Genomic DNA, 21,171 nt, shown 5'->3' on the forward strand with positions numbered 1-21,171 from the left:
ACTCCGGGGGGTGCGGATGCCGGGCGGCGGGCCCGGGTCAGATGCCGAGGTGGTCGAGCAGCTCGTGCTCGCGGGCGCGCATCTCGTCGTTGTCCAGCGACTCGACGACCCGCCCCTCGGCGAGCAGGTAGTGGCGGTCGGCGACCGTCAGGGCGAAGTGGACGTTCTGCTCGATCAGCAGCACGGTCGTGCCCTGCCGCTTGACCTCGCGCAGGATGTCGCCGATCTGCTGGACGATCAGCGGCGACAGCCCCTCGGTGGGCTCGTCGCACAGCAGCAGCCGCGCCCCCATCCGCAGCACCCGCGCCAGGGCGAGCATCTGCTGCTCGCCGCCCGACAGCTTGGTGCCGGGGAACGCGCGCCGCTCGGCGAGGCGGGGGAAGGTCTCGTAGACCCGCGACAGCGGCCAGGGGTCGGGGCCGACGCGCGGCGGCAGGGTGAGGTTCTCCTCCACGGTGAGCGTCGAGTACACCCCCCGGTCGTCGGGGACGTAGCCCAAGCCCTGCCGGGCCCGGCGGTGCGCGGGCAGCCGGGTGATCTCCTGGCCGAGGAACGAGACGCTGCCCGAGTAGCGGCCCTGCAGGCCCATCAGGCAGCGCAGCAGCGTGGTCTTGCCCGCGCCGTTTCGGCCGACGAGCGTGACGATCTCGCCCTGCCCTACCTGCAGGGACACCTCCCGTAGCACCTGGGCCTCGCCGTACCAGGCCGACAGGCCGCCGACGGCCAGCAGGGGGGCGGTGTCAGTCCTCGGCATGGGGGTCTCCCAGGTAGGCGCTGATGACCCGTGGGTCGTGGCGGATCTCGGCGTAGGGCCCCTCGACGAGCACGCGGCCGCTCTGCAGGACGGTCACCCGGTCGGCCAGGCTGGACACGACGCTCATGTTGTGCTCGACCATCACGACAGTGCGCCCGGCCCGCACCTTCCTGACCAGTTCCACGGTGCGGTCGATGTCCTCGACGCCCATGCCGGCGGTCGGCTCGTCCAGCAGCAGCACGCGGGGGTCCAGTGCGAGGGCGAGGGCGAGCTCCAGCGCCCGCTTGTGGCCGTAGGCGAGGGTGCCGGCCGGGGTGCCGGCGTGCGCGCTCAGGCCGACCTCGGAGAGCAGCTCGGCGGCCCGATCGGCGTACCGGTCCAGCAGCCGCTCGGTGCGCCAGAAGCGCCAGGTGAGCCCGGTGGCGCCGGCCAGGGCCAGCTCCAGGTGCTCGCGCGGGGTCATCTGCGGGAACAGGCTGGTGATCTGGAAGGACCGGGCGACGCCGAGGCGGGCCACCTGCTCGGGCCGCCGGCCGGTCAGGTCGCGGTCGCCGAGCATGATGCGCCCGGCGGTGGGCTTGAGGAAGCCGGTCAGCAGGTTGAACAGCGTGGTCTTGCCGGCCCCGTTCGGCCCGACCAGCGCGTGGACGCTGCCCTCGGCGACGTCCAGGTCCACCCCGTCGACGGCGCGGAAGCCCCGGAACTCTTTGGCCAGGCCCTGCGCCCGCAGGACGGGACCGTCCATCTGGCCTTCCTCCTCGTCGTCTCGATCCGGCATCGCCGCCCCCGTCCCGGCCGGTGCGCGGTGTTACCCGCGGATAACCTGGCGGTTAACGGACGAAGTCGTTGTGACGCGGAACACTAAGTGAGCCGGCGGGGCCGTTCCATGTGGCGCCGGCACACAATCTCCGCCGCGAAGACGGGTTCGCGTCACATGTCCCGCAGGTCAGGGGGCACGCCACCCCGTCCGGTGCGCGTGTGTGTGGGGCCGCCACGTACGCCGGGCTCCCCCGGACGGAGGGCGCGGCACGCCGGATGGCGGTCCGGCACGGCGCCGGGCGGGAGGTCTCATGGGGGCGCCCGACATGATCGGCCGGGCGATTGTGGGGACGGGGGACGTGGCCCGGCCCACAACCGATGAGCACCATGGCGGACACGCTCGGGCCCGATGTCACCCGCGTTGTCACCCGCGATGCCACCCCGATGTCACCCGAGTGTCGCCGATATCGCCGCCTATGTGAGGAGCCCCCCATGCGATCCTTCCGACGACGCCCGGGCCGGCCGCCGGGCCTGGCCGCGGCCCTCCTGGCCGGCGCGGCACTGCTCGGGCCGGTGCCCGCGGCCGCGGCGGCCGTCGCCCCCTGCCCGGGACTGAACCGGATCACGGTGCCCGGGGCCGAGAAGCAGATCTCCGCCTGCCTCACCGACCTGACCACGGCCGCCACCGTCGCCTCCGGCCACTCGGTCGCCGCCGACTTCGTCGGGCTCACCTCGGCCGGCGCCAAGAACCCCACCGGCGTGCCCGGCGCGCAGATCGACGGCTACTTCCCCGACTCCTCCACCTTCAACACCGCCCACGGGTGGAACCACGACAGCCAGTTCGTGATCCGGCTGCCCGAGCACTGGAACGGCGGGCTGGTCGTCGCCGGCACCCCCGGCGTGCGCCGCCAGTACGCCAACGACTACGCCATCTCCGACTGGGTGCTGGCGCGCGGCTACGCCTACGCGGCGACCGACAAGGGCAACAGCGGCGCGACCTTCTACCAGGACGGCGTCAGGCCCGGCGACGCGCTGGTGGAGTGGAACACGCGGGTCACCCAGCTCACCCGCGCCGCCAAGGCCGTGGTCGCCCAGCGGTACGGCCGCGCACCGCGGCGCACCTACGCCGCCGGCATCAGCAACGGCGGCTACCTGGTGCGCTGGCAGCTGGAGAACCACCCCGAGCTCTACACCGGGGGCGTGGACTGGGAGGGCACCCTGTGGCGCGAGCAGGGCCCGAACCTGCTGGACTTCCTGCCGCCGGCCCTGCGCGAGTACCCGAAGTACGCCGCCACCGGCGACGCCGCCGCGCACGACGCGATCATCGCGGCGGGCTTCGCGCCCGGCTCGGAGCCGCTGTGGGACTACCACGCCAAGGTGTACTGGGACCTCACCCAGCGCATCTACCGCGAGGAACTCGACCCCTCCTACGACGGGGCGGCCGAGGCCGGCACGCCGTTCTGCGCGCCGGGGACGCCGGCCTGCGACGCCGACTACGACTACGCCTCCCGGCCCAGGGCCGTGCACCGGGCGGTCGGGCGCATCGCGCTGACCGGCCGCATCGGCCGGCCGCTCATCACCCTGCACGGCACGCTGGACACCCTGCTGCCGATCACCGAAGACTCCGACGTCTACGACGAACTGATCAGGGCGCGTGGCCGCGACCGGTTGCACCGCTACTACCGCATCGAGGGCGGCAACCACGTCGACGGTCTGTACGACGCCCAGCCGGGGCTGCTGCGGCCGATCCTGCCCTGCTTCCGTGACGCCTTCGAGGCTCTGGAGGGCTGGACGACCCGCGGCGAGGCGCCGCCCGCCGACGCGACCATCCCGCGCCCGGCCACCGGAGACCTCGCCAACTCCTGTTCCCTCACGGGCTGACGCCCGCGTCGGCGGCGGCGCCGCACTTCACCGCGAACGCGGCTGAAACGGGCGCCGTCCGCCGATCGGTTGGGACGCCAGATCGGCCGGCGTGGCGCGCCGCGCCGGCCGGCGCGCTCCCCCACCGGAAACTCTCCGTGGTCATTTCATCACCCCCCGGTTTCCGGTCTCAGTCAGGGAGCACAATCGGATGACAACCATCGACCGCCGCGGGTTCGGGCGGCTGGCCGGACTCGGCGCCGCCGGGTCCCTCGTGGGCGCCGCCCCCGCCGCGCCCGCCGCCGCCTCCGCCACCCCCGTCCTTCCCGCGGCCCCGGCCCGCGGCCCCGCCGCGCCGAGCTGGCGCACCTGCCTCGACGTGGCGCGCGACCTGCTGCTCGTCGGCGAGGACGGCTCGGACCTCAAGCTCTCCTACCTTCGGGTCCTCATCGACACCGGCCTGCCCAGGGCCCGCAGGCCGAAGAAGGTCCTGATCATCGGGGCGGGCATCTCCGGCCTGGTGGCCGCCACGCTGCTGAAGCGGGCCGGCCACCAGGTCACGGTCATCGAGGCCAACGGCAACCGCATCGGCGGCCGCATCAAGACCTTCCAGACCGGCTTCGCCGACCCCGCCCAGTACGCCGAGGCGGGCGCCATGCGCGTCCCGGACTTCCACCCGCTCACGCTCGCGCTGATCGACAAGCTGGGCATCCCGCGCCGGCCCTTCTACAACGTGGACGTGCGCCCGGGCTCGGCCCCGAGCGGCCCGGTCCCGCCCGTCGTCTACACCTCGCGCCGCGGCCGGGTGTGGCGCTCGGGCCCCGGCAGGGGCGAGTTCGTCGCGCCCCGGCGGCTCAACCACACCTGGATCCACGTCAACGGCATCCTCCAGCGCCGCGACGAGTACGCCGCCGACCCGCGCAGGATCAACGCCTCGTTCGGCCTGAAGGACCGCAGGACCACCGCCGACATCCTCGACCAGGCGCTGGACCCGGTGCGCGACCACTTCTCGGTGGTCCGTGGCGGCAAGCGGGCCGACAAGCCGCTCCCTGAGCTGATCAAGGGCTGGGCGCGGGTGCTGCACGAGTTCGACGGCTACTCGATGCGCCGCTTCCTCACCGAGCGGGCCCACCTGAGCGAGGCGGCGATCGACGCCATCGGCACCGTGGAGAACCTCACCTCGCGGCTGCCGCTGGCGTTCATGCACACCTTCCTGACCAGGAGCTTGGTCAACCCGTCGGCCACCTACTGGGAGATGGCGGGCGGCAGCCGCCTGCTGCCCTACCGGCTGCAGGCCGATCTGCGGCAGGAGATCCGCATGGACCGCCGGGCCGTGCGCATCTCCACCTCCGGCGGCGGCGTGCGCGTCGAGACGGTCACCGAGAAGGGCAGCGACGAGTCCTCCTCGGCGCCGCAGGCCAGGGCCGAGACCTTCCAGGGGGACGTGGCGATCATCACGGTCCCCTTCCCTGCGCTGCGGCACGTCGAGATCGCCCCGGCGCTGTCGTACCCCAAGCGCCGCGCGATCATCGAGCTGCACTACGACTCGGCGACCAAGGTGCTGCTGGAGTTCCGCAAGCGGTGGTGGGAGTTCGAGGAGGAGGACTGGAAGCGCGAGCTCGGCGCGCGCTACCGCCCGGGTCCGGTGACCCACGTGACCGGCGGCGGCTCGGTGGCCGACAACGCCAACCGGTTCACCTACTACCCCTCCCACCGGGTGCCGGGCAGCGAGGGCGGCGTGGTGCTGGCCAGCTACGTGTGGGCCGACGACGCCTCCCGGTGGGACTCCATGGACGACCGCGAGCGGTACGGGTACGCACTGCGGGGCCTGCAGGAGGTGCACGGCGACCGCGTCGCCGAGTTCTACACCGGGCACGGCCAGACCCAGAGCTGGCTGCGCAACCGGTACGCCTTCGGCGAGGCGGCCGTCTTCCTGCCCGGCCAGATGACCGAGATCCACCCCGCGATCGCGGTGCCCGAGGGTCCGCTGCACTTCGCCGGGGAGCACACCTCGCTCAAGCACGCCTGGATCGAGGGCTCGCTGGAGTCCGCCGTCCGCGCCGCGCTGGAGGTCAACGGCTGACGCCCGTCACCGGCGGCCCACCCGTGCGCCCGTTCCAGGCTCCGCGGGTGGGCCGCCGGCGGCGTTGACCGTCCTATTGCCTGTCGCGGGAATGGCAAAGGAAATGCCACGCGAAGGTGAAGTAAAGTCCGTTATATCGTCATGCGCATCCTTACAATAGGGCGACATTGGCCAAATTGGGCTAACCGGTCTTGTAAATCGCCCATAACGTGATAACTTGAGTCTTTCCAGATAACCAACGATTATGCCGCCCGTAATGAACATGACGGGTGCGGCACGGACAGGCCTGGCCCGGCTGGAGGAGGGCGAGATTTCCGATGGAGTTCTCTGAGCAGCACCTCCGTCCCTCCCGTCCCGTCCGGCCGCCCCACGCGACCGGCCACCCGCGAACTTCGGGAACCCGAACGCCAACTACTATGGAAAGCGCTTTCCGTCTCTTGCATGCCCGGGGCAGACCCGCCGCAGCTGAACCCGTGGAGAGCAGGATGAAAGAGTCACCCGGTGATCCGCATCCGCGAACCGCATGGCGCATTCGCACGCGCGCGCTGATCCGCCCGCGCTCCATTCGCGGGCGGATCACCGCTTTGGTCGCCCTCCTCGCCGCCCTCCTGCTCATACCTTCGGGGCTGCTGGCCGGCATGGTTGCACATCAGTCCGTGGGCGGTGACACCTGGACGGCCGCACGGCGGGAGTCGGCGATCGTGGCCGCCGCCGATCGCCTCGGCCAGGTCACCGGACCCATCGGCCGGCACGTGCCGGGGGTGACGCTGGTCCAGGTGGTCGCCCCCGGACACCGCGTGATCGCCGCCTCGTCCATGGCGCGCGGGCTGCCGGCGCTGACCCGCGTGTGGCCGACGCCGCAGGAGCCGCAGCAGGACGTGCACACCTGCGCGCAGGCGCGCCTCGGCTGCGTCAACCTCTCGGCGCGGCGGGTCTCCGCCGCCCCCGACTCCCACGTCGTGTACGCGGGCAGCCCCGCGCCGACCGAGAGCATCACCGGCGTCATCGACTGGATCTTCGTCATCCAGGGCGTCGCGCTGATCCTGCTCGCCATCACCATGGCATGGAAGGTGACCGGCCGGACGCTGCGGCCGGTGGAGGCCATCCGGGCCGAGCTGGCCGCGATCAACGTCAACGATCTGAGCACCCGCGTCCCCGAGCCTCCCGGCTACGACGAGGTCGCCCGGCTCGCCCACACCATCAACGGCACGCTGTCGCGGCTGGAGCACGCCAAGGACGGGATGCAACGGACGCTGGACCATCAGAGGCGCTTCGCGGCGGACGCCTCGCACGAGCTGCGCACCCCGGTCGCGGGCCTGCGCGCGCAACTGGAGGAGGCCCAGCTGCATCCCGAGGACACCGACCTCAAGGAGCTGCTGAACCACTCCCTGCGGGACGTCGACCGGCTGCAGGCGATCATCGCCGACCTGCTGCTGCTGGAGAGGGTGGGCGCGGGTCCCTCGCAACCAGGGACCGGTCTCGACCTGGCCGACGTCGTCCGCTCGGAGGTCGCGCGACGCTCCGACCCGCACCAGGTGCGCCTGGAGCTGGTCCCCGGCGTGAGGGTCGAGGCCGTGCGCACCCATATCGGCCGCGTCCTTGGCAACCTGATGGACAACGCCGCGCGGCACGCCAGGGGGACGGTGACCGTGACGGTCCGCCGGACGGGCGACGCCGCCGAGCTGATCGTCGACGACGACGGCGATGGCGTCGCGGTCGAGGACCGCGAGCGGATCTTCCAGCGGTTCACCCGGCTGGACGCCGCGCGCAGCCGGGACAAGGGAGGCACCGGACTCGGCCTGGCCATCGCGCGCGACCTGGCGCGGACCCATGGCGGCACGATCACGGTGGACGCCTCCCCGCAGGGCGGCGCGCGGTTCGTCGTCCGTCTGCCGTTGTCCCGGGACAACGCGCACGACCCTTCTCTACCGGGCAGCAGAGTGTGAGGAACGCGCGATCCCCGCCGGCCCGGAGGCTCAGAGCGGGTGCGGCCTCCGCGCCCGGGTGTGACAGGGGGTGCGCTTGACCGGCACGTGACATCACACCACTAGTCTTTTGTCTGGTTTGCACCCTTTTGGGGCTTCTGCTATGTTGGCTGTAGCCCTAGGAGACATCCGACGGGCCGTGCGGCATCACCGCCGTCCGTTCCCCGGGCCGCCGCACAGTTACGGCACCACGCCGTACCCCCTCCGGTGTCCCGCCCCGGAACTTCCGCCCGATCGGGCGCATCCCCCCATCGCCCCTAGTGACCGGCGCCGCCGGTCACCGCGAGGAGGAGTCGCGTCCCATGAGATCGTCCTTCCGGCCCCCCGGGCGCCGCGTCCCCCGGCCGTGGCGCCCCCGGTCGATACGCGGGCAGGTCACCGCACTGGTCGCCCTGCTGTCGATGCTGCTGCTCGTCCCCTCCGGAGTGCTGGCCGGAATGGTCGCGCGCCAGGAGCTGGCCAACGCCGGTTGGCTGGACGCGCGCCGCGCCGCCGGCCTGATGGCCGCCGCCGACCGGGCCGGACGGCTGCACGACCCGGTGGTCACCAGCAGCGTGCCGGGCGTCAACGTGGTCCAGGTCGTCGCCGCCGACGGGCGGGTCCTGGCCTCCTCCCCCGACGCGCGCGGCCTGCCGCCCCTGTCCACCCTGCGGCCGACGGCCGACGACCCCCAGCGCGACGTGCAGACCTGCGCGAACACCCGCCTGGGATGCGTCCGCCTGTCGGCGGTGCGGGTCAGCGCCGACGACGATTCCACCGTCGTCTACGCCGGCGGGCCCGTCCGCACCGTCATCGCGACGGGCGTGTTCGACGCGCTGTTCGCGGTGCAGGTCGGGGTGCTCATCTCCATCGCCATCTGGGCCGCGTGGAAGATCACCGGCCGGACGCTGCGGCCGGTCGAGGCCATCCGCGCCGAGCTGGCCGCCACCAACGTCAACGACCTGAGCAGCCGCGTCCCCGAGCCGGCGGGCGACGACGAGATCTCCCGCCTGGCTCGCACGGTCAACAGCACGCTGGAACGCCTGGAGAACGCCAAGGGGCGCATGGAGCAGGCCCTTTCCGCCCAGCGGCAGTTCGCCTCCGACGCCTCCCACGAGCTGCGCACCCCGGTCGCCGGCCTGCGCGCCCAGCTGGAGGAGGCCAAGATGCATCCCCAGGACACCGACCTGGACGCCCTGCTGGACCGCACGCTGGGCGACGTCGACCGGCTGCAGGCCATCATGGCCGACCTGCTGCTGCTGGCCAAGATCGGCGGGACGCCGCCGGCGATGGGCGAGGTCGACCTGTCGGAGACCGTCCGCATGGAGGTCTCCCGCCGCGCCGACCGGCTCCCCGTCCGGCTGCGGCTGGCCAGGGCGACCATCGTCCAGGGCGTCGACACCCAGATCACCCGCATCCTCACCAACCTGCTGGACAACGCCCAGCGGCACGCCAGGAGCGCGGTGATGGTGGAGGTGCGCCACGACGACCGCCACGCCGAGCTGGTGATCTCCGACGACGGCGACGGCATCGCCGAGGCCGACCGGGAACGCATCTTCGAGCGGTTCACCCGGCTGGACGCCTCCCGCTGCCGCGACCGGGGCGGAACCGGCCTCGGCCTGGCGATCGTCCGCGACATCGTGCGCGCGCATGGCGGCACCATCGGCGTGGACACCGGCGACGCCGGAGGCGCCCGCTTCACCGTCCGCCTCCCCCTCCACCCCCGCCCCTCCGACGCCCCGGCTCCCTCGGGGACCACGATGAGCCTGGCCGCCTTCTCCGCCCACTGACGGAGGTGAGGGACCCGGCCATCGGCGACTCCCGGTGTCTCAGAATCCGATGGCCTCGCGCAGCAGCAGGACGGTGCCGCGCCCGGGGTGAGGTTCGGCGTTGAGGATGAGCAGGCGGTTGACGGCGCTGAGCTGCCCATAGGCCTGCTGGGCTCGGACGGTCTCCAGCGGGAGGGCGTGCTCCTCCACGCGGCGGAGGGCGGTGCTCAGGTCGGGCACGATCTTCTGCGCGCCGACGATCCAGATCGCGTGGGCGGCGCCGCCCGCGTAGGCGGGCAGCTGGCTGCCACTCGCGGAGGGGATCACCAGGGAGCCGGTCTCGGTGACCGCGGCGACACTGCCCACGACGACGTCAGGGCTGGCGAGCAGCCGGCGGATGTCGTCGGCCTCGGTGACGCGATCCATGCTCAGCAGGCGCGGCCTGAAGCCCTGATATCGCCCGCCGGCGTTGATGTCCTCGTCGATGCCGGACAGGCGCAGGGTCTCGCTGGCCGCGGTGAACACGCCGGTGCCCGCGGGGATCAGCTCTTGGACGCGGGTACGCGCGGCGGCGGCGTCGTCGAGGATCTCGACGGTGAAACGGTTGGCCCTCAGCGCGGCGGCCGCCCGCTCCAGGCGCTCCGCGGATGCCGGTTCGGTGAAGGACCCGTCCCCGGCCGGCGGGCCGGCGACCGTCTGCGGCACGTCGGGGGAGCCCGGGAGCGGAGTGGTGTCGAAGTACCTCACCTCGAAGACGCGTTCGGCGAACTTCCAACCGCCCGGAGTGCGCTGGTAGCGGTCGTGGAACAGTGCGTAGTTGAGAATCGAACCGCCGTCGCGCAGGCGCCCGAGCTCGAAGATGTAGGCGCGGCCGGACGCGGTGTCGCCGTCGAACTCGACCGCGCCCGGGTGCGTGGTCTGCACGAAGTACTCCCACGCCTGCCCCATCCGCCCTGTCCCGGCGCGGATCTGCTCCCGGCCGACGTGCTCGATCCCCGCGTCAGGGATCCGGTACACGGCGTCGTCGGTGAACAGCGACACCAAGCGGTCGTGGTCCCCCATCATCGCCGCGTCGGTGAACTCGCCGCGTAGCGCCTCGATCTCGACGCGGTCGGCGATGGCCTGCATGTTGTTCACGGGTTTCCTCTTCGTCGAGTCGCAGGGTGTGGACAGCGGTACTCACCAGCACCCCGGCTCAGCGATGTCATCGGCGATGTCAACGGTGAACCCTGTGCCGCGGTGGCTGTCACACCTGACCGACGAGCAGACTCGGCACGCCGGGACGCCCGCAGAACGTGACGTGCGTCACTCCCGTCCGGCGCCCGCGGCGCGTGCCGGCACATCGGCCGCGAGATGGGCAGGCCTTCTCGGCGGACACCCGACGCGCGCGCTCGAACCGTCAGCCCAGGTCGGGGTGGGGGAGGTAGCGGTCGAGGCGGATCGCGGACGGGTCGGTGGCCATGAGGGTGTCCATGTCGTCGATCCGCCAGCCGGCCCGCACCAGCCGGGGCAGGATCGGGTGCGCCCCGGGCACGGCCACCTGGACCTCGTCGACGCCCGGGTGCGCGGCGACGGCCGCGGACAGCGCCTTGGCGCAGTCCTCCGGGGTCTCCCCGCCCGCCGGGCCCATCTCCAGGTCGCCGCCCTCGGTCACCCGGGCGAAGGCGTACCCCGTGCCTGTGGTGTGGACGGTGACCCCGGGCAGGCCCGCGTACCAGGACAGTGACCCGGCCCGGTCGCCGCCCGCGAGCCCGGCGTCCAGCATCGCGGCCTCCCGCACGTCCGGCCGGTCCCCCCGCGCGCGGGCCGCCCGGCGAACGGGCCGCCCGTCCGGCGCCGATGCCCGGGGCGTTTCGGGCGCGTCGGGGCGGGCGGAGCCGGGGGTGAAGGTGAGATAGAGCAGCGGGCAGACCGGGCGCATGCCCTGTCTGACGTACAGGGCCAGGGCCCGGCCGTCGTCGGAGGCGAAGGTGACCCCGGGCGTGCCCGGCGGCAGCAGCAGGGCGAGGATCTCCCGGCCGATGCCCGACGACTGGTGCTCCGGCAGGACGAACAGGTCACCCAGATGGGAGACCCGGGCCCGCCGGAGGATCCCGCCGAAGCCCACGACCCGTCCGTCGGCCTCGCCGACGACCAGCGCCCCGAACTCCCGCTCGGCGTCCAGGAAGTCCGGCATGTCCGCCCAGTCGTCCAGCAGTTCGTAATGCGCGGCCACCTCCCGCACGCCCGGCATGTCCGCGTCCGTCGCGACCCGCACCACCGATCCGCCCATCACCGCGCCCCACCTGCCGCTATTCGCCACCACCCGCCCACCTTAGAGCGCCGGTGAGCCCCGCTCCCCCAAGGCGGGCGGGCAGCGTGTCGCGGCAGGTGTCACTTGGTGAGGGTGAAGGTGTCCACGTCGAACAGCGAGCCGGAGCCGCCGGTGAACACCAGGAACACCGGCCCGGACGCCGACCCGGTCAGCGTCGTGGACACGGTGGTGAAGGTGTCCCAGCCGCCGGTGCTCGCGACGTTCACCGAGCCCAGCAGGGTGCCGGTGGCCGAGCCGGAGCGGATCTGGATGGTGCCGCCCGCGCCGCCCGAGGACACCCGCGCCGAGAACCCGGTCGCCCCGGCCGTGCTCACCGACGCGTACCCCGCCCAGTCGCCGTTGTCGATGTACCCCACCGTCTTGCCACCGCTGGCCCCGGTGTGACCGGCGACCTGCACCCCGGACTGGGAGGTGAACGCCTCGCCCTCGACCGGGGCGGCGGCGCTGGAGCGGGTGATGGTGAAGGTGTCCACGTCGAACAGCGAGCCGGAGCCGCCGGTGAACACCAGGAACACCGGCCCGGACGCCGAGCCGGTCAGCGTCGTGGAGACCGTGGTGAAGGTGTCCCAGTTCCCCGTGGACGGAACCTGCACCGACCCCAGCAACGTGCCGGTCGCCGACCCCGAACGCACCTGGATCGTCCCGCCCGGACCACCCGAGGACACCCGCGCCGAGAACCCGGTCGCCCCGGCCGTGCTCACCGACGCGTACCCCGCCCAGTCGCCGTTGTCGATGTACCCCACCGTCTTACCACCACTGGCCCCGGTGTGAGAGGCCGCCTGCACCCCGGACTGGGAGGTGAACGCCTCGCCCTCGACCGTGGTGGAGCCGCCGGGGTTGCCGGTCGGCGGGGCGCAGTTGGCCTGGACGGCGCCGGCCGCGTACTTGATGCCGCCGAGCAGCAGGTTGCGGAAGGCCGGGTCGGCGTAGGACTCGATGGTGTGGCCGAGACCGGTGTAGAAGGAGCGGCCGGACTGCTGCGGGTGGCACCAGGTGATCGGGTGGTCGCCGCTCATCTCGCCGCCGCTGTAGGTGGACTCGTCCAGGCTCTGCAGCACGTGGACCGAGGCGCGGGGGTTGGTGCGGTAGTTGTACCACTCGTCGGTGCGCGTCCAGGTGGCCGCCAGTCCCGAGGTCGCCGGGTGCGTGCGGTCCTCGTTCTTCACGGTCGCCTGCTGGATGGCCGGGTGGCTCTTGAACCAGGCGCCGACCAGGCCGCCGTAATAGGGCCAGTCGTACTCGGTGTCGGCGGCGGCGTGGACGCCCACATAGCCTCCGCCGCCGTCCACGTAGGAGGTGAAGGCGGTCTGCTGGGCGTCGTTGAGGACGTCGCCGGTGGTGCTGAGGAACACCACCGCCTTGTACTGGGCGAGGTTGGCCGCGGTGAAGGCGGCGGCGTCCTCGGTCGCGGTGACCGTGAAGCCGTTGGCCGTGCCGAGGTCGCGGATGGCCTGGACGCCGGTGGGGATGGAGTCGTGCCTGAAGCCGGCCGTCTTGGAGAAGACCAGCACCTGGTAGTCGGCCGCGTACGCGGCGGACGGGACGAACTGGGCGGCGATCACCGCGGTGGCGACCAGCGCCAGTCCGCGGCGGATGACGTTGAGCATTTCTGTCCCTAGGGGTCGGCGGGCCGCCGGCGCGGCGCGGGCACGTTCGTGAGGTGCCCGCGCCGCGCCGGTCCGGCTAGCGGGTGATGGTGAAGGTGTCGACGTCCAGCAGGGAGCCGGAGCCGCCGGTGAAGACCAGGAACACCGCCCCGGACGCCGAGCCGGTCAACGTCGCGGAGACCGTGGTGAAGGTGTCCCAGTTGCCGGTGTTGGCGACGTTCACCGAGCCCAGCAGGGTGCCGGTGGCCGAGCCCGAGCGAATCTGGATGGTGCCGCCGGCGCCGCCGGAGGACACCCGGGCGGAGAATCCGGTGGCGCCCTGCGTCGTCACCGACGCGTACCCGGCCCAGTCGCCGCTGTCGATGTAGCCCAGCGTCTTGCCGCCGCTCGCGCCGGCGTGGTCGGCCGGCTGCACGCCGGACTGGGAGGTGTAGGCCTCGCCCTCGACCGTGGTGGAACCGCCGCCGGTCCCGGTGCCGAAGGTGAAGGCGTCCAGGTCGAACAGGTTGCCCTGGCCCGTCGGGCCCTTGAAGACCAGGTACAGCGTCGTGGTCCCGGACGGGGCGTTGGTGATGGGCGCGCTGACGTCGGCGAAGGTGTCCCAGCCGCCGGTACTGGCGACGTTCACCGAGCCGAGCAGCGTGCCGGTCGCCGATCCGGCCCGCACCTCCAGGGTGCCGCCGGCGCCGCCGGAGGAGACCCGGGCGGTGAAGGTCTTGACGTTGCCCAGGGCGTAGGGCGTGAAGGAGATCCAGTCGCCGTTGTCGGTGAAGCCCACGGTCTTGGCGCCCTCGGCGCCGGCGTGGTCGGCGAGCTGGACGCCGGACTGGGCACCGTAGTGCTCGGCCTGGCGGTGCCGGGGCTGCAGGGTGCGGACGTTGTGGGTGACCAGGCCGCCCTTGTCGGTGTAGGCGGCGTCGAACACGCCGTAGATGTTGGCCGCCGCGTCGTGCTCGCCGTCGGTCGGGACGACCATCGAGCCGCTGCAGCCGGTCTTGGAGGTGATCTGGTGGCGGTGGCTGTCATGCCCGAGCAGGTAGGTGAGGCTCGCCCGGGTGCAGTCGATCGTGCCGTCCTCGGGGTCGGTGACCGTCATCTGGTACGGCACGGTGTCGCCGAAGGAGAACAGCTGGCCGTCGATGGGCTGGGTGAGCGTCACCGTCGGCGCGGTGTTGCCGACCGTGATGACGACGCTCGCGGTCCCGGTGAGCCCCTGCGGGTCCCTGACGGTCAGCGTCGGGGTGTAGGTGCCGTTGGTGGTGTAGGTGTGGCTCGGGTTGGCCGCGGTGGAGGTGCCGCCGTCGCCGAAGGTCCACGAGTAGGTCAGCGTGCCGCCCTCGGGGTCGGAGCTGCCGGCGGAGGAGAAGGTCACGGCCAGCGGGTTCGGCCCGGAGGTCTTGTTCGCCGAGGCCTTGGCGATCGGGTTGCGGTTGGTGCCGCCGATGTACTCCACCCGGATCAGGGCCTGGTTGTCGCTGCCGGTGCCGTAGTCCAGCACGTACAGCGCGCCGTCGGGGCCGAAGGCCATGTCCATGACCTGCGTGCCGGTCCAGGGGAAGTCGCCGATGTCGCCAGGGGTGCCGTCGGACTTCACCTCGATCGCCTTGATCCACCGCCGGCCGTACTCGCCGGCGAAGTACCGGCCGTTCAGCGACTGGGGGAACTTCACGCTGGAGTTGAGCGCGGCGTCGTACCGGTAGACCGGGCCGCCCATCGGCGACTCCGAGCCGCCGCCGAACTCCGGCGGGGAGCCGGCGTCGCCGCCGTACTTGATCCAGCTCGGCTTGGCCGGGGGCAGCGTGGTCAGGCCGGTGTTGCGGAAGGAGTTGTTGGTCGGCCCGTTGGCGCAGTCGTACTTGGCGAGGGAGGGGCCGCTGGGGAAGGTGTACTCGTTGTAGGTCTCGCTGGTGGTGTTGGTGCCGGTGCAGTACGGCCAGCCGTAGTTGCCCGGGCCGGTGATGCGGTCGAACTCCACCTGCCCGCTCGGGCCGCGCGAGGCGTTGGTGCCGCCGGCGTCGGGGCCGTAGTCGCCGAGGTAGACGATGCCGGTGGCCTTGTCGACCGACATGCGGAACGGGTTGCGGAAGCCCATGGCGTAGATCTCCGGGCGGGTCTTGGCCGTCCCCGGGGGGAACAGGTTGCCCGAGGGGATCGTGTAGGTGCCGTCCGCCTGCGGCTTGATGCGCAGCACCTTGCCGCGCAGGTCGTTGGTGTTGCCCGCGGAGCGCTGCGCGTCGAACTGCGGGTTGCGGTCGGTGCGCTCGTCGATCGGCGCGTAGGCGTCCGACTCGAAGGGGTTGGTGTCGTCGCCGGTCGTCAGGTACAGGTTGCCCGCGGCGTCGAAGTCGAGGTCGCCGCCGACGTGGCAGCACTGGCCGCGGTCGTTGGGCACCTTGAGCACGACCTTCTCGCTGGTCATGTCGATGGTGTCGTCGGACTTGAGCGTGAACCGCGACAGGTGCAGCTCGCCCTTCCACTGGTCGAAGTCGGCGGCGGTGCCGTTCTTGGGCGCGTCGCCGCCGGGCGTGCTCAGCTTGGGCGAGAAGTACAGGTAGATGTACCTGTTGGTGGCGAAGCCGGGGTCGGCAGCGACGCCCTGGAGCCCTTCTTCGTCGTGGGTGTAGACGTCCAGCCTGCCGGCGACCTTGGTGTTGCCGGCGGCGTCGGTGACGCGCACCGTGCCGTCGCGGGCGGTGTGCACCACCGAGCGGTTGGGGAGCACCGCGAGGGACATGGCCTCGCCCAGTTCGGCGCCTCCGGTGGCCAGGCTGACCTGCTGGTAGTCGGAGGCCGGGATGACCGAGGCGTGGGCCGCGGGGCCGGTGGCCGTGACCGTGGCCGCGCCGCCGACGACCAGCGAGATCGTGGCGAGCAGCCGTGCCCACGGCCGGGGACGTGGTGACATGGGAGTCCTTTCCTGACTTGGGGGGGAGTCAGGCAAGGCGCGCGCCGCCGCGCTTGCTGTCGGTCGTGCGGTGTCGTGAGGTTGTGGGTGACGCCTTCGGAGGGTGCCGCCTCCGGCTCGTGCGGTTCGTTGAGCGGGACGATGTCAACGGTTCCGCAATAATCGGATTGACCTTCGCAATTACCTGTTATAGAGCTGCCGGGCTGCGCAACCTCCCAACGACCGATGCCGAGGCGGCCTCGGGGCGAAGTCTTGAATGGAGTTCTAACACGGACGCACGGCGCCGTAAATCCCCGCTGCTCCACTGCTTCTCGCAACGGGCGTGAAACCTGACATCACCCCGGCCCGGCTCGGCGCGTTACAGAAGTGTTACAGACGCGATGGACTCCGGGCTTGCGTCGGATGGGAGAGCGCTCTCTAATAGTCGGAAGGCATCGCAAAATCGGCTACTCTTCTTGCAACTTGCTCGATGATCATTGCAAAAGATGAGCAGATGTCGCTCCATCGAGACTCCCGTCCGGCCGGCCGCCCCGATCTGTGCCGGGGCCGTTCCCGCCGACTTCGGCCTCGCCATGGTGGTGCCGCAGGCGCGGCCGGGCGGACGGGCACCCTCGTCCCGGCGAATCCCCCTTCGACGCGAGGAGTCACCATTCATGCGTAACTGGCGCCGAGCGACCGCGGCCGCCGTCCTGCTGGCGGCGTCGCTGCTGACGTCGGCCCCGGCGGGCCCGGCTCTGGCCGCCGCGGCCGCGCCCGTCCACACCTCCGCCGACGTGCACCTGTTCTACTACCCGTGGTACGGCTCCCCCGCCGTCGCCGGGAGCTACCGGCACTGGCCGCAGGGCGGCCACACCCCTCCGGCCGACATCGGCGCCGACTACTACCCCAAGCTCGGCCCCTACGACTCCGGCGACCTGTCCGGCGCCGTGGACCAGCACATGCGGTGGATCCAGCAGTCCGGCGCCGGCGTGATCGTCTACAGCTGGTGGGGCCAGGGGTCCTACGAGGACCAGCTCGCCGTCGGCGTGCTCTCCGCGGCCGCGCGCTTCGGGGTCAAGGTGGCCTGGCACCTGGAGCCGTACACCGGCCGCACCGCCGCCTCGACCGTCGCCGACATCCAGTACATCAACTCCCGGTACGGCGGCAGCCCGGCGTTCTACCGCGACGAGGCGCACGGGCGGCGGGGCGCGTTCTACGTGTTCGAGAGCCTGCGCGTCACCGACTGGTCCGCGCTGGACCAGGTGAGCTCCAGCAGCATCGTCCTGGCCCAGACCACCGACACCACCAAGGTGGCCCACTTCGGCGGCATGTACACCTACGACGGCATCGCCGGCGCGACCGCGCCCGGGTGGAAGGGCGCGAGCGACTACTGCAAGGCCAACGGCCTGATCTGGGCGCCGTCGGTCGCCCCCGGCTACATCGACGACCGGGCGGTGCCGGGCAACACCACGCCCACCCTCGGCCGCGCCGGCGGCGCCACCTACGACACCGAGTGGCAGAACGCCCTGACCCAGGGCGAGCCGAGCTGGGTCTCGGTCACCTCCTTCAACGAGTGGCACGAGGGGTCGGTGATCGAGCCGGCTACCTCCACCCCGCCGTCCGGGTTCGGCTACCAGACCTTCGACGGCGCCTACGGCAGGACCGGCGCCGCCGCCGAGACGGCCTACCTGGACCGGACCAGGTACTGGGTGGACCGCTTCGCCGGGACGACCACCCCTCCCCCCGGCACCGACCTGGCGGCGGGCAGGCCGATCAGCGCCACCAGCCACACGCAGGGCTACGTCCCGGCCAACGCCAACGACGGCAACCCGGGCACGTACTGGGAGAGCGCCAACAACGCCTTCCCGCAGTCGCTCACCGTGGACCTGGGCGCCGTGACCGGCGTGTCCCGGATCGTCCTCGCGCTGCCGCCTTCGTCCGCCTGGGGAGCGCGGACGCAGACGATCGCGGTGCTGGGCAGCCAGAACGGCACCTCGTACACCACGGTGGCGGCGGCGGCCGGCCGCCGCTTCGACCCGGCGACCGGCAACACCGCGACGATCACCTTCCCCGGCACCACCCAGCGCTACATCCGGCTGACCTTCACCGGCAACACCGGCTGGCCGGCCGGGCAGGCGGCCGAGCTGCGGGTGTACGCCGCGTAGGCCGGGACGGGCGTCCCCGCCTCCACCGCCCATCGGCGGGCCTCCCTTCCCGGAGGCCCGCCTTTCTCGTCATTCATCCGCCTTTCCGCCGCACTCGGGCGGGTAGCTGGAAATGAGTTTGCGCGGCGATGGGATTTGGCCGGTGATGTCCAGGAAATTGTGAGGGACAGTGCGGTTCTCCGGGTGCGCGGGAAAACGCGTGTGATGACGACGCCGTCCGCCTGTATGGAGACCGTGGAACAGTCCGATGCACCGTCGCCGACGGGAAGGTGTGTGGCGTGGCAAGCGTGGATACCACCAGGAACAGTCGCCAGTCGGAGAAATCAGTTGCGGGCACCGTGGGCCAGGCGAACGCCGGAAAGGTGGTGAGCGGCGGCAGGAAGCCGGACTCGCCCGCGGGCGCGTTCCCCACGGTGGAGTGGGAGCACAGGATGCTCGACGTCACGCAGGCCGGAGGCCCGCGGTCGCAGGACGTCAGGGCGCCCAGCTACGAGGAACTCCGGCCCTTCGGGCACCGCGAGACCGCGGGATTCCCGGTCTACAAGAACCTGGAAAGGCGGCTCCTGGAGGCCGGTGGCCATCCCGACCCGGAAATCGCGCATGTTCTCGCCACCTGCGCCGCGTACGCCTATTCGGACGCCAGGACGCTCTCCATGATCATGGCGAGAATGGGCCTGGAGGACAATCACTGCCAGATGATCCAGACGTCGGTCGACGCGATGCTCATCTGCTCGACCGCCTTCCTCATCCAGAGCAAGAGCGGCCGGGTCGCCATTCTGTGCTACCGCGGAACAGAGCCGCTCAATTTCATCAACTGGCTGAGCGACATCGACGTCGAGCCCGAGCGCATCGGCTACCAGATCGGCGACCCGCGCGCCACCGTGCACGCCGGCGTCTACCGCAACGTCCGGGCGACGCGGTACGAGGTCATGAACATGCTGCGGCGCGCCTGCGACCGCCAGGGAACCCACCCTCCGCGCGGCGACGGCGCCTCCCAGGTCCACGACTCCTACGGCTCGCCGCCGGCGGAGGGCAACCTCGAGGCCCTCTACGTCACCGGGCACAGCCAGGGCGGGGCGATGGCCGCGCTCATGGGCGTCATGCTGCGGCACGAGCGCAAGTACAAGGAGGCGCTCGGCGACCGGCTCAGGGCCGTCTACACCTTCGGCCAGCCCATGATCGGCGACCCGGCCTTCGCCGAGGCCTGCGAGCGCGACGAGTTCCTGCGCGAGCACGTCATCCGGTACGTGTACGACAGCGACATCGTGCCGCACCTGCCGTCCACCGCGTCGGGACCGTTCCGGCACTTCGGCCGCGAGTACCACTACCGCGTCCCGCACCTGCGCAACAGCCTCATCGACACCCTCACCCGTCCGAGGTGCGCCCCGCAGTCGAGAAGGGGCCAGTGGGAGACCAGGAGGCGCCCGACCTCGCAGATGCCGGGCCTGCTCGGCCTGCCTATGTCGGCGCTGTCCTTCATCGCCCGCAAGTTCGAGGCGACGCGCTCGCTGCCGGCCGTCTACTCGGTCGACGACCACCTGCCGCAGCACTACATCGCGGCGCTCACCCCGGCGGGCGTCACCAACGAATACGGCGACTGACCGGAGTACACCGCGACCGACCGGTCACGCGGATCGCCGGCCCGCTCGACGGGACCGGCGATCCGCCATGTGCGGACCGCGGGACACGCCACGCCGGGCATCTCCGCCCACCGCGACCATATCATCACCCTCCGTTACGATGATCGTGGTGTCGATCCACAGTGGAGGAGAATGCCATGCGACGTGCCATGTCCGCTCTGAGCGCCCTGCTCGCCACCGCGCCCCTGACCCTCGCCGCTCCCGCGCCGGCCTCCGCCGCGACCGGGACGCTGGTCGTCGAGGGCGACGAGGTGCCGCGCACGCGGCTGGTGAATCCCGCGCCCGGGTGCTACGCGCTTCCCTGGTTCCCGCTGTTCACCCGTGCCACCGTGATCAACTCGACCGACGCCGACGTGATCCTTTACTCGGGCGAAGGCTGCAAGGCGGGGTTGCTGCGCGCCGCGACCAGCGTGCGCGCGGGCACCACCCGCGAGCGCACGCTCAGCGGCACGCACAGCATCCTGGTGCAGAGCACCTGACGAGACGTCCACACGCTTCGAGGTGGACGCTGGAGCATGCGGGCGTCTCGCTCAGACGTTGAAGTATTTGGCTTCGGGGTGGTGGACGATCAGGGCGGAGGTGGCCTGTTCGGGATGCAGCTGGAACTCCTCCGACAGGCTGACCCCGATCCGGCCCGGGTCCAGCAACTCGAACAACTGACGCTGGTCCTCAAGATTCGGACACGCCGGATAGCCGAAGGAGTACCGGCAACCGGCGATGTTGACCTTCAACATGTCGGCCAGCGCCTCATCACCACCGATGCCCAGCTCCGAACGGACCCGGGCATGCCAGTACTCGGCCAGCGCCTCGGTCAACTGCACCGACAACCCATGCAACTCCAGATAATCCCGGTAGGCGTTCTTGGCGAACAACTCCCCCGTCGCCGCCGAGATCGCCGACCCCATCGTCGCCACCTGGAACGCCACCACATCCACCTCCCCGGAATCCTTGGACCGGAAGAAGTCCGACAGGCACAGATGCCGATCACGCCGCTGCCGCGGGAAGGAGAACCGCGTCCGCTCCCCACCGGTGTCGGCGTCCAGGATGATCAAATCGTCGCCGTCCGACACACACGGGAAGTAGCCGTAGACCACCGCGGCCTGCAGCAGATTCTCGGTCTGCAACCGCTCCAGCCACATCCGCAGCCGCGGCCGCCCCTCGGTCTCCACCAACTCCTCATACGACGGCCCGTCCCCGCCGCGGGCGGCCTTCAGCCCCCACTGCCCCATGAACGTCGCCCGCTCATCCAAGAACGCGGCGTAATCGCCCAGCGCGACGCCCTTGACCACCCGCTCCCCAAGGAACGGCGCCACCGGGACCGGGTTGTCGGCCGCCACATCCGAACGCGCCGGCAACGCCTCCACCGGGGTGC

Annotated in this window: 14 protein-coding genes; 7 read left to right on the forward strand and 7 right to left on the reverse strand. The window is 71.6% G+C overall.

The features are described from left to right. Positions 1-37 precede the first annotated feature (37 nt). Together ABZU32_RS12610 and ABZU32_RS12615 are read right to left on the reverse strand one after the other, a co-directional pair. Positions 38-754, reverse strand: coding sequence for an ABC transporter ATP-binding protein (locus ABZU32_RS12610; RefSeq protein ID WP_354920968.1), 717 nt, complete (start codon positions 752-754; stop codon positions 38-40). Further along, entirely contained in the window at positions 741-1,532 is a 792-nt protein-coding gene (locus ABZU32_RS12615; protein WP_354846945.1) for an ABC transporter ATP-binding protein, read from the reverse strand. The genes ABZU32_RS12610 and ABZU32_RS12615 overlap by 14 nt, the downstream gene beginning before the upstream one ends. Before the next feature lie 473 nt (positions 1,533-2,005). Between ABZU32_RS12615 and ABZU32_RS12620 the strand changes: the two genes are divergently transcribed. The 4 genes from ABZU32_RS12620 to ABZU32_RS12635 all read left to right on the forward strand — a co-directional run bounded on the left by ABZU32_RS12620 (position 2,006) and on the right by ABZU32_RS12635 (position 9,210). Beyond that, a complete protein-coding gene (locus ABZU32_RS12620) occupies positions 2,006-3,394 on the forward strand; it encodes a tannase/feruloyl esterase family alpha/beta hydrolase (protein WP_354920971.1) in 1,389 nt (462 codons plus the stop codon). A gap of 190 nt (positions 3,395-3,584) precedes the next feature. Then, positions 3,585-5,456, forward strand: coding sequence for an FAD-dependent oxidoreductase (locus ABZU32_RS12625; protein ID WP_354920974.1), 1,872 nt, complete (start codon positions 3,585-3,587; stop codon positions 5,454-5,456). A 584-nt stretch (positions 5,457-6,040) separates the two neighbouring features. Further along, entirely contained in the window at positions 6,041-7,402 is a 1,362-nt protein-coding gene (locus tag ABZU32_RS12630) for a HAMP domain-containing sensor histidine kinase (RefSeq protein WP_354920977.1), read from the forward strand. 341 nt (positions 7,403-7,743) lie between these two features. After that, complete coding sequence (locus tag ABZU32_RS12635) at positions 7,744-9,210, forward strand: HAMP domain-containing sensor histidine kinase (RefSeq protein ID WP_354920980.1); 1,467 nt, start codon at positions 7,744-7,746, stop codon at positions 9,208-9,210. Positions 9,211-9,249: 39 nt separating this feature from the next. Here the strand turns inward: ABZU32_RS12635 and ABZU32_RS12640 are convergent, their stop codons facing one another. The 4 genes from ABZU32_RS12640 to ABZU32_RS12655 all read right to left on the reverse strand — a co-directional run bounded on the left by ABZU32_RS12640 (position 9,250) and on the right by ABZU32_RS12655 (position 16,015). Beyond that, the gene (locus ABZU32_RS12640) at positions 9,250-10,317 is read right to left on the reverse strand and encodes a nuclear transport factor 2 family protein (protein ID WP_354921015.1); all 1,068 of its coding nucleotides are present in this window, start codon (positions 10,315-10,317) and stop codon (positions 9,250-9,252) included. A 271-nt stretch (positions 10,318-10,588) separates the two neighbouring features. After that, complete coding sequence (locus ABZU32_RS12645) at positions 10,589-11,494, reverse strand: GNAT family N-acetyltransferase (protein WP_354846960.1); 906 nt, start codon at positions 11,492-11,494, stop codon at positions 10,589-10,591. 68 nt (positions 11,495-11,562) lie between these two features. Beyond that, the gene (locus ABZU32_RS12650) at positions 11,563-13,110 is read right to left on the reverse strand and encodes a ThuA domain-containing protein (protein ID WP_354920983.1); all 1,548 of its coding nucleotides are present in this window, start codon (positions 13,108-13,110) and stop codon (positions 11,563-11,565) included. A gap of 76 nt (positions 13,111-13,186) precedes the next feature. Next, positions 13,187-16,015, reverse strand: a complete 2,829-nt coding sequence (locus tag ABZU32_RS12655; protein WP_354920986.1) for a carbohydrate-binding protein — start codon at positions 16,013-16,015, stop codon at positions 13,187-13,189. 653 nt (positions 16,016-16,668) lie between these two features. Between ABZU32_RS12655 and ABZU32_RS12660 the strand changes: the two genes are divergently transcribed. The 3 genes from ABZU32_RS12660 to ABZU32_RS12670 all read left to right on the forward strand — a co-directional run bounded on the left by ABZU32_RS12660 (position 16,669) and on the right by ABZU32_RS12670 (position 20,278). Next, on the forward strand, positions 16,669-18,159 hold the full coding sequence (locus ABZU32_RS12660) for a discoidin domain-containing protein (protein WP_354920988.1): 1,491 nt from the start codon (positions 16,669-16,671) through the stop codon (positions 18,157-18,159). A 278-nt stretch (positions 18,160-18,437) separates the two neighbouring features. Continuing rightward, on the forward strand, positions 18,438-19,760 hold the full coding sequence (locus ABZU32_RS12665; RefSeq protein WP_354920991.1) for a lipase family protein: 1,323 nt from the start codon (positions 18,438-18,440) through the stop codon (positions 19,758-19,760). A gap of 176 nt (positions 19,761-19,936) precedes the next feature. Next, positions 19,937-20,278 (forward strand): hypothetical protein, encoded by a 342-nt coding sequence (locus tag ABZU32_RS12670; protein WP_354920994.1) that lies wholly within the window; start codon positions 19,937-19,939, stop codon positions 20,276-20,278. Positions 20,279-20,329: 51 nt separating this feature from the next. Here the strand turns inward: ABZU32_RS12670 and ABZU32_RS12675 are convergent. Further along, on the reverse strand, positions 20,330-21,171 hold an 842-nt coding region (locus ABZU32_RS12675), incomplete at its 5' end, for a vitamin B12 dependent-methionine synthase activation domain-containing protein (RefSeq protein ID WP_354920997.1).

Origin of the sequence: Sphaerisporangium sp. NPDC005288 (assembly GCF_040607475.1) — a bacterium.
GTDB classification, from domain to species: Bacteria; Actinomycetota; Actinomycetes; order Streptosporangiales; family Streptosporangiaceae; genus Sphaerisporangium; species Sphaerisporangium rhizosphaerae.

Excerpts from the sequence above, each read along its gene's own strand:
- ABZU32_RS12610 (WP_354920968.1), bottom strand. The coding sequence starts at position 754 with ATGCCGAGGACTGACACCGCCCCCCTGCTGGCCGTCGGCGGCCTGTCG.
- ABZU32_RS12660 (WP_354920988.1), top strand. The coding sequence starts at position 16,669 with ATGCGTAACTGGCGCCGAGCGACCGCGGCCGCCGTCCTGCTGGCGGCG.
- ABZU32_RS12625 (WP_354920974.1), top strand. The coding sequence starts at position 3,585 with ATGACAACCATCGACCGCCGCGGGTTCGGGCGGCTGGCCGGACTCGGC.
- ABZU32_RS12670 (WP_354920994.1), top strand. The coding sequence starts at position 19,937 with ATGCGACGTGCCATGTCCGCTCTGAGCGCCCTGCTCGCCACCGCGCCC.
- ABZU32_RS12650 (WP_354920983.1), bottom strand. The coding sequence starts at position 13,110 with ATGCTCAACGTCATCCGCCGCGGACTGGCGCTGGTCGCCACCGCGGTG.
- ABZU32_RS12620 (WP_354920971.1), top strand. The coding sequence starts at position 2,006 with ATGCGATCCTTCCGACGACGCCCGGGCCGGCCGCCGGGCCTGGCCGCG.
- ABZU32_RS12635 (WP_354920980.1), top strand. The coding sequence starts at position 7,744 with ATGAGATCGTCCTTCCGGCCCCCCGGGCGCCGCGTCCCCCGGCCGTGG.
- ABZU32_RS12640 (WP_354921015.1), bottom strand. The coding sequence starts at position 10,317 with ATGCAGGCCATCGCCGACCGCGTCGAGATCGAGGCGCTACGCGGCGAG.
- ABZU32_RS12615 (WP_354846945.1), bottom strand. The coding sequence starts at position 1,532 with ATGCCGGATCGAGACGACGAGGAGGAAGGCCAGATGGACGGTCCCGTC.
- ABZU32_RS12655 (WP_354920986.1), bottom strand. The coding sequence starts at position 16,015 with ATGTCACCACGTCCCCGGCCGTGGGCACGGCTGCTCGCCACGATCTCG.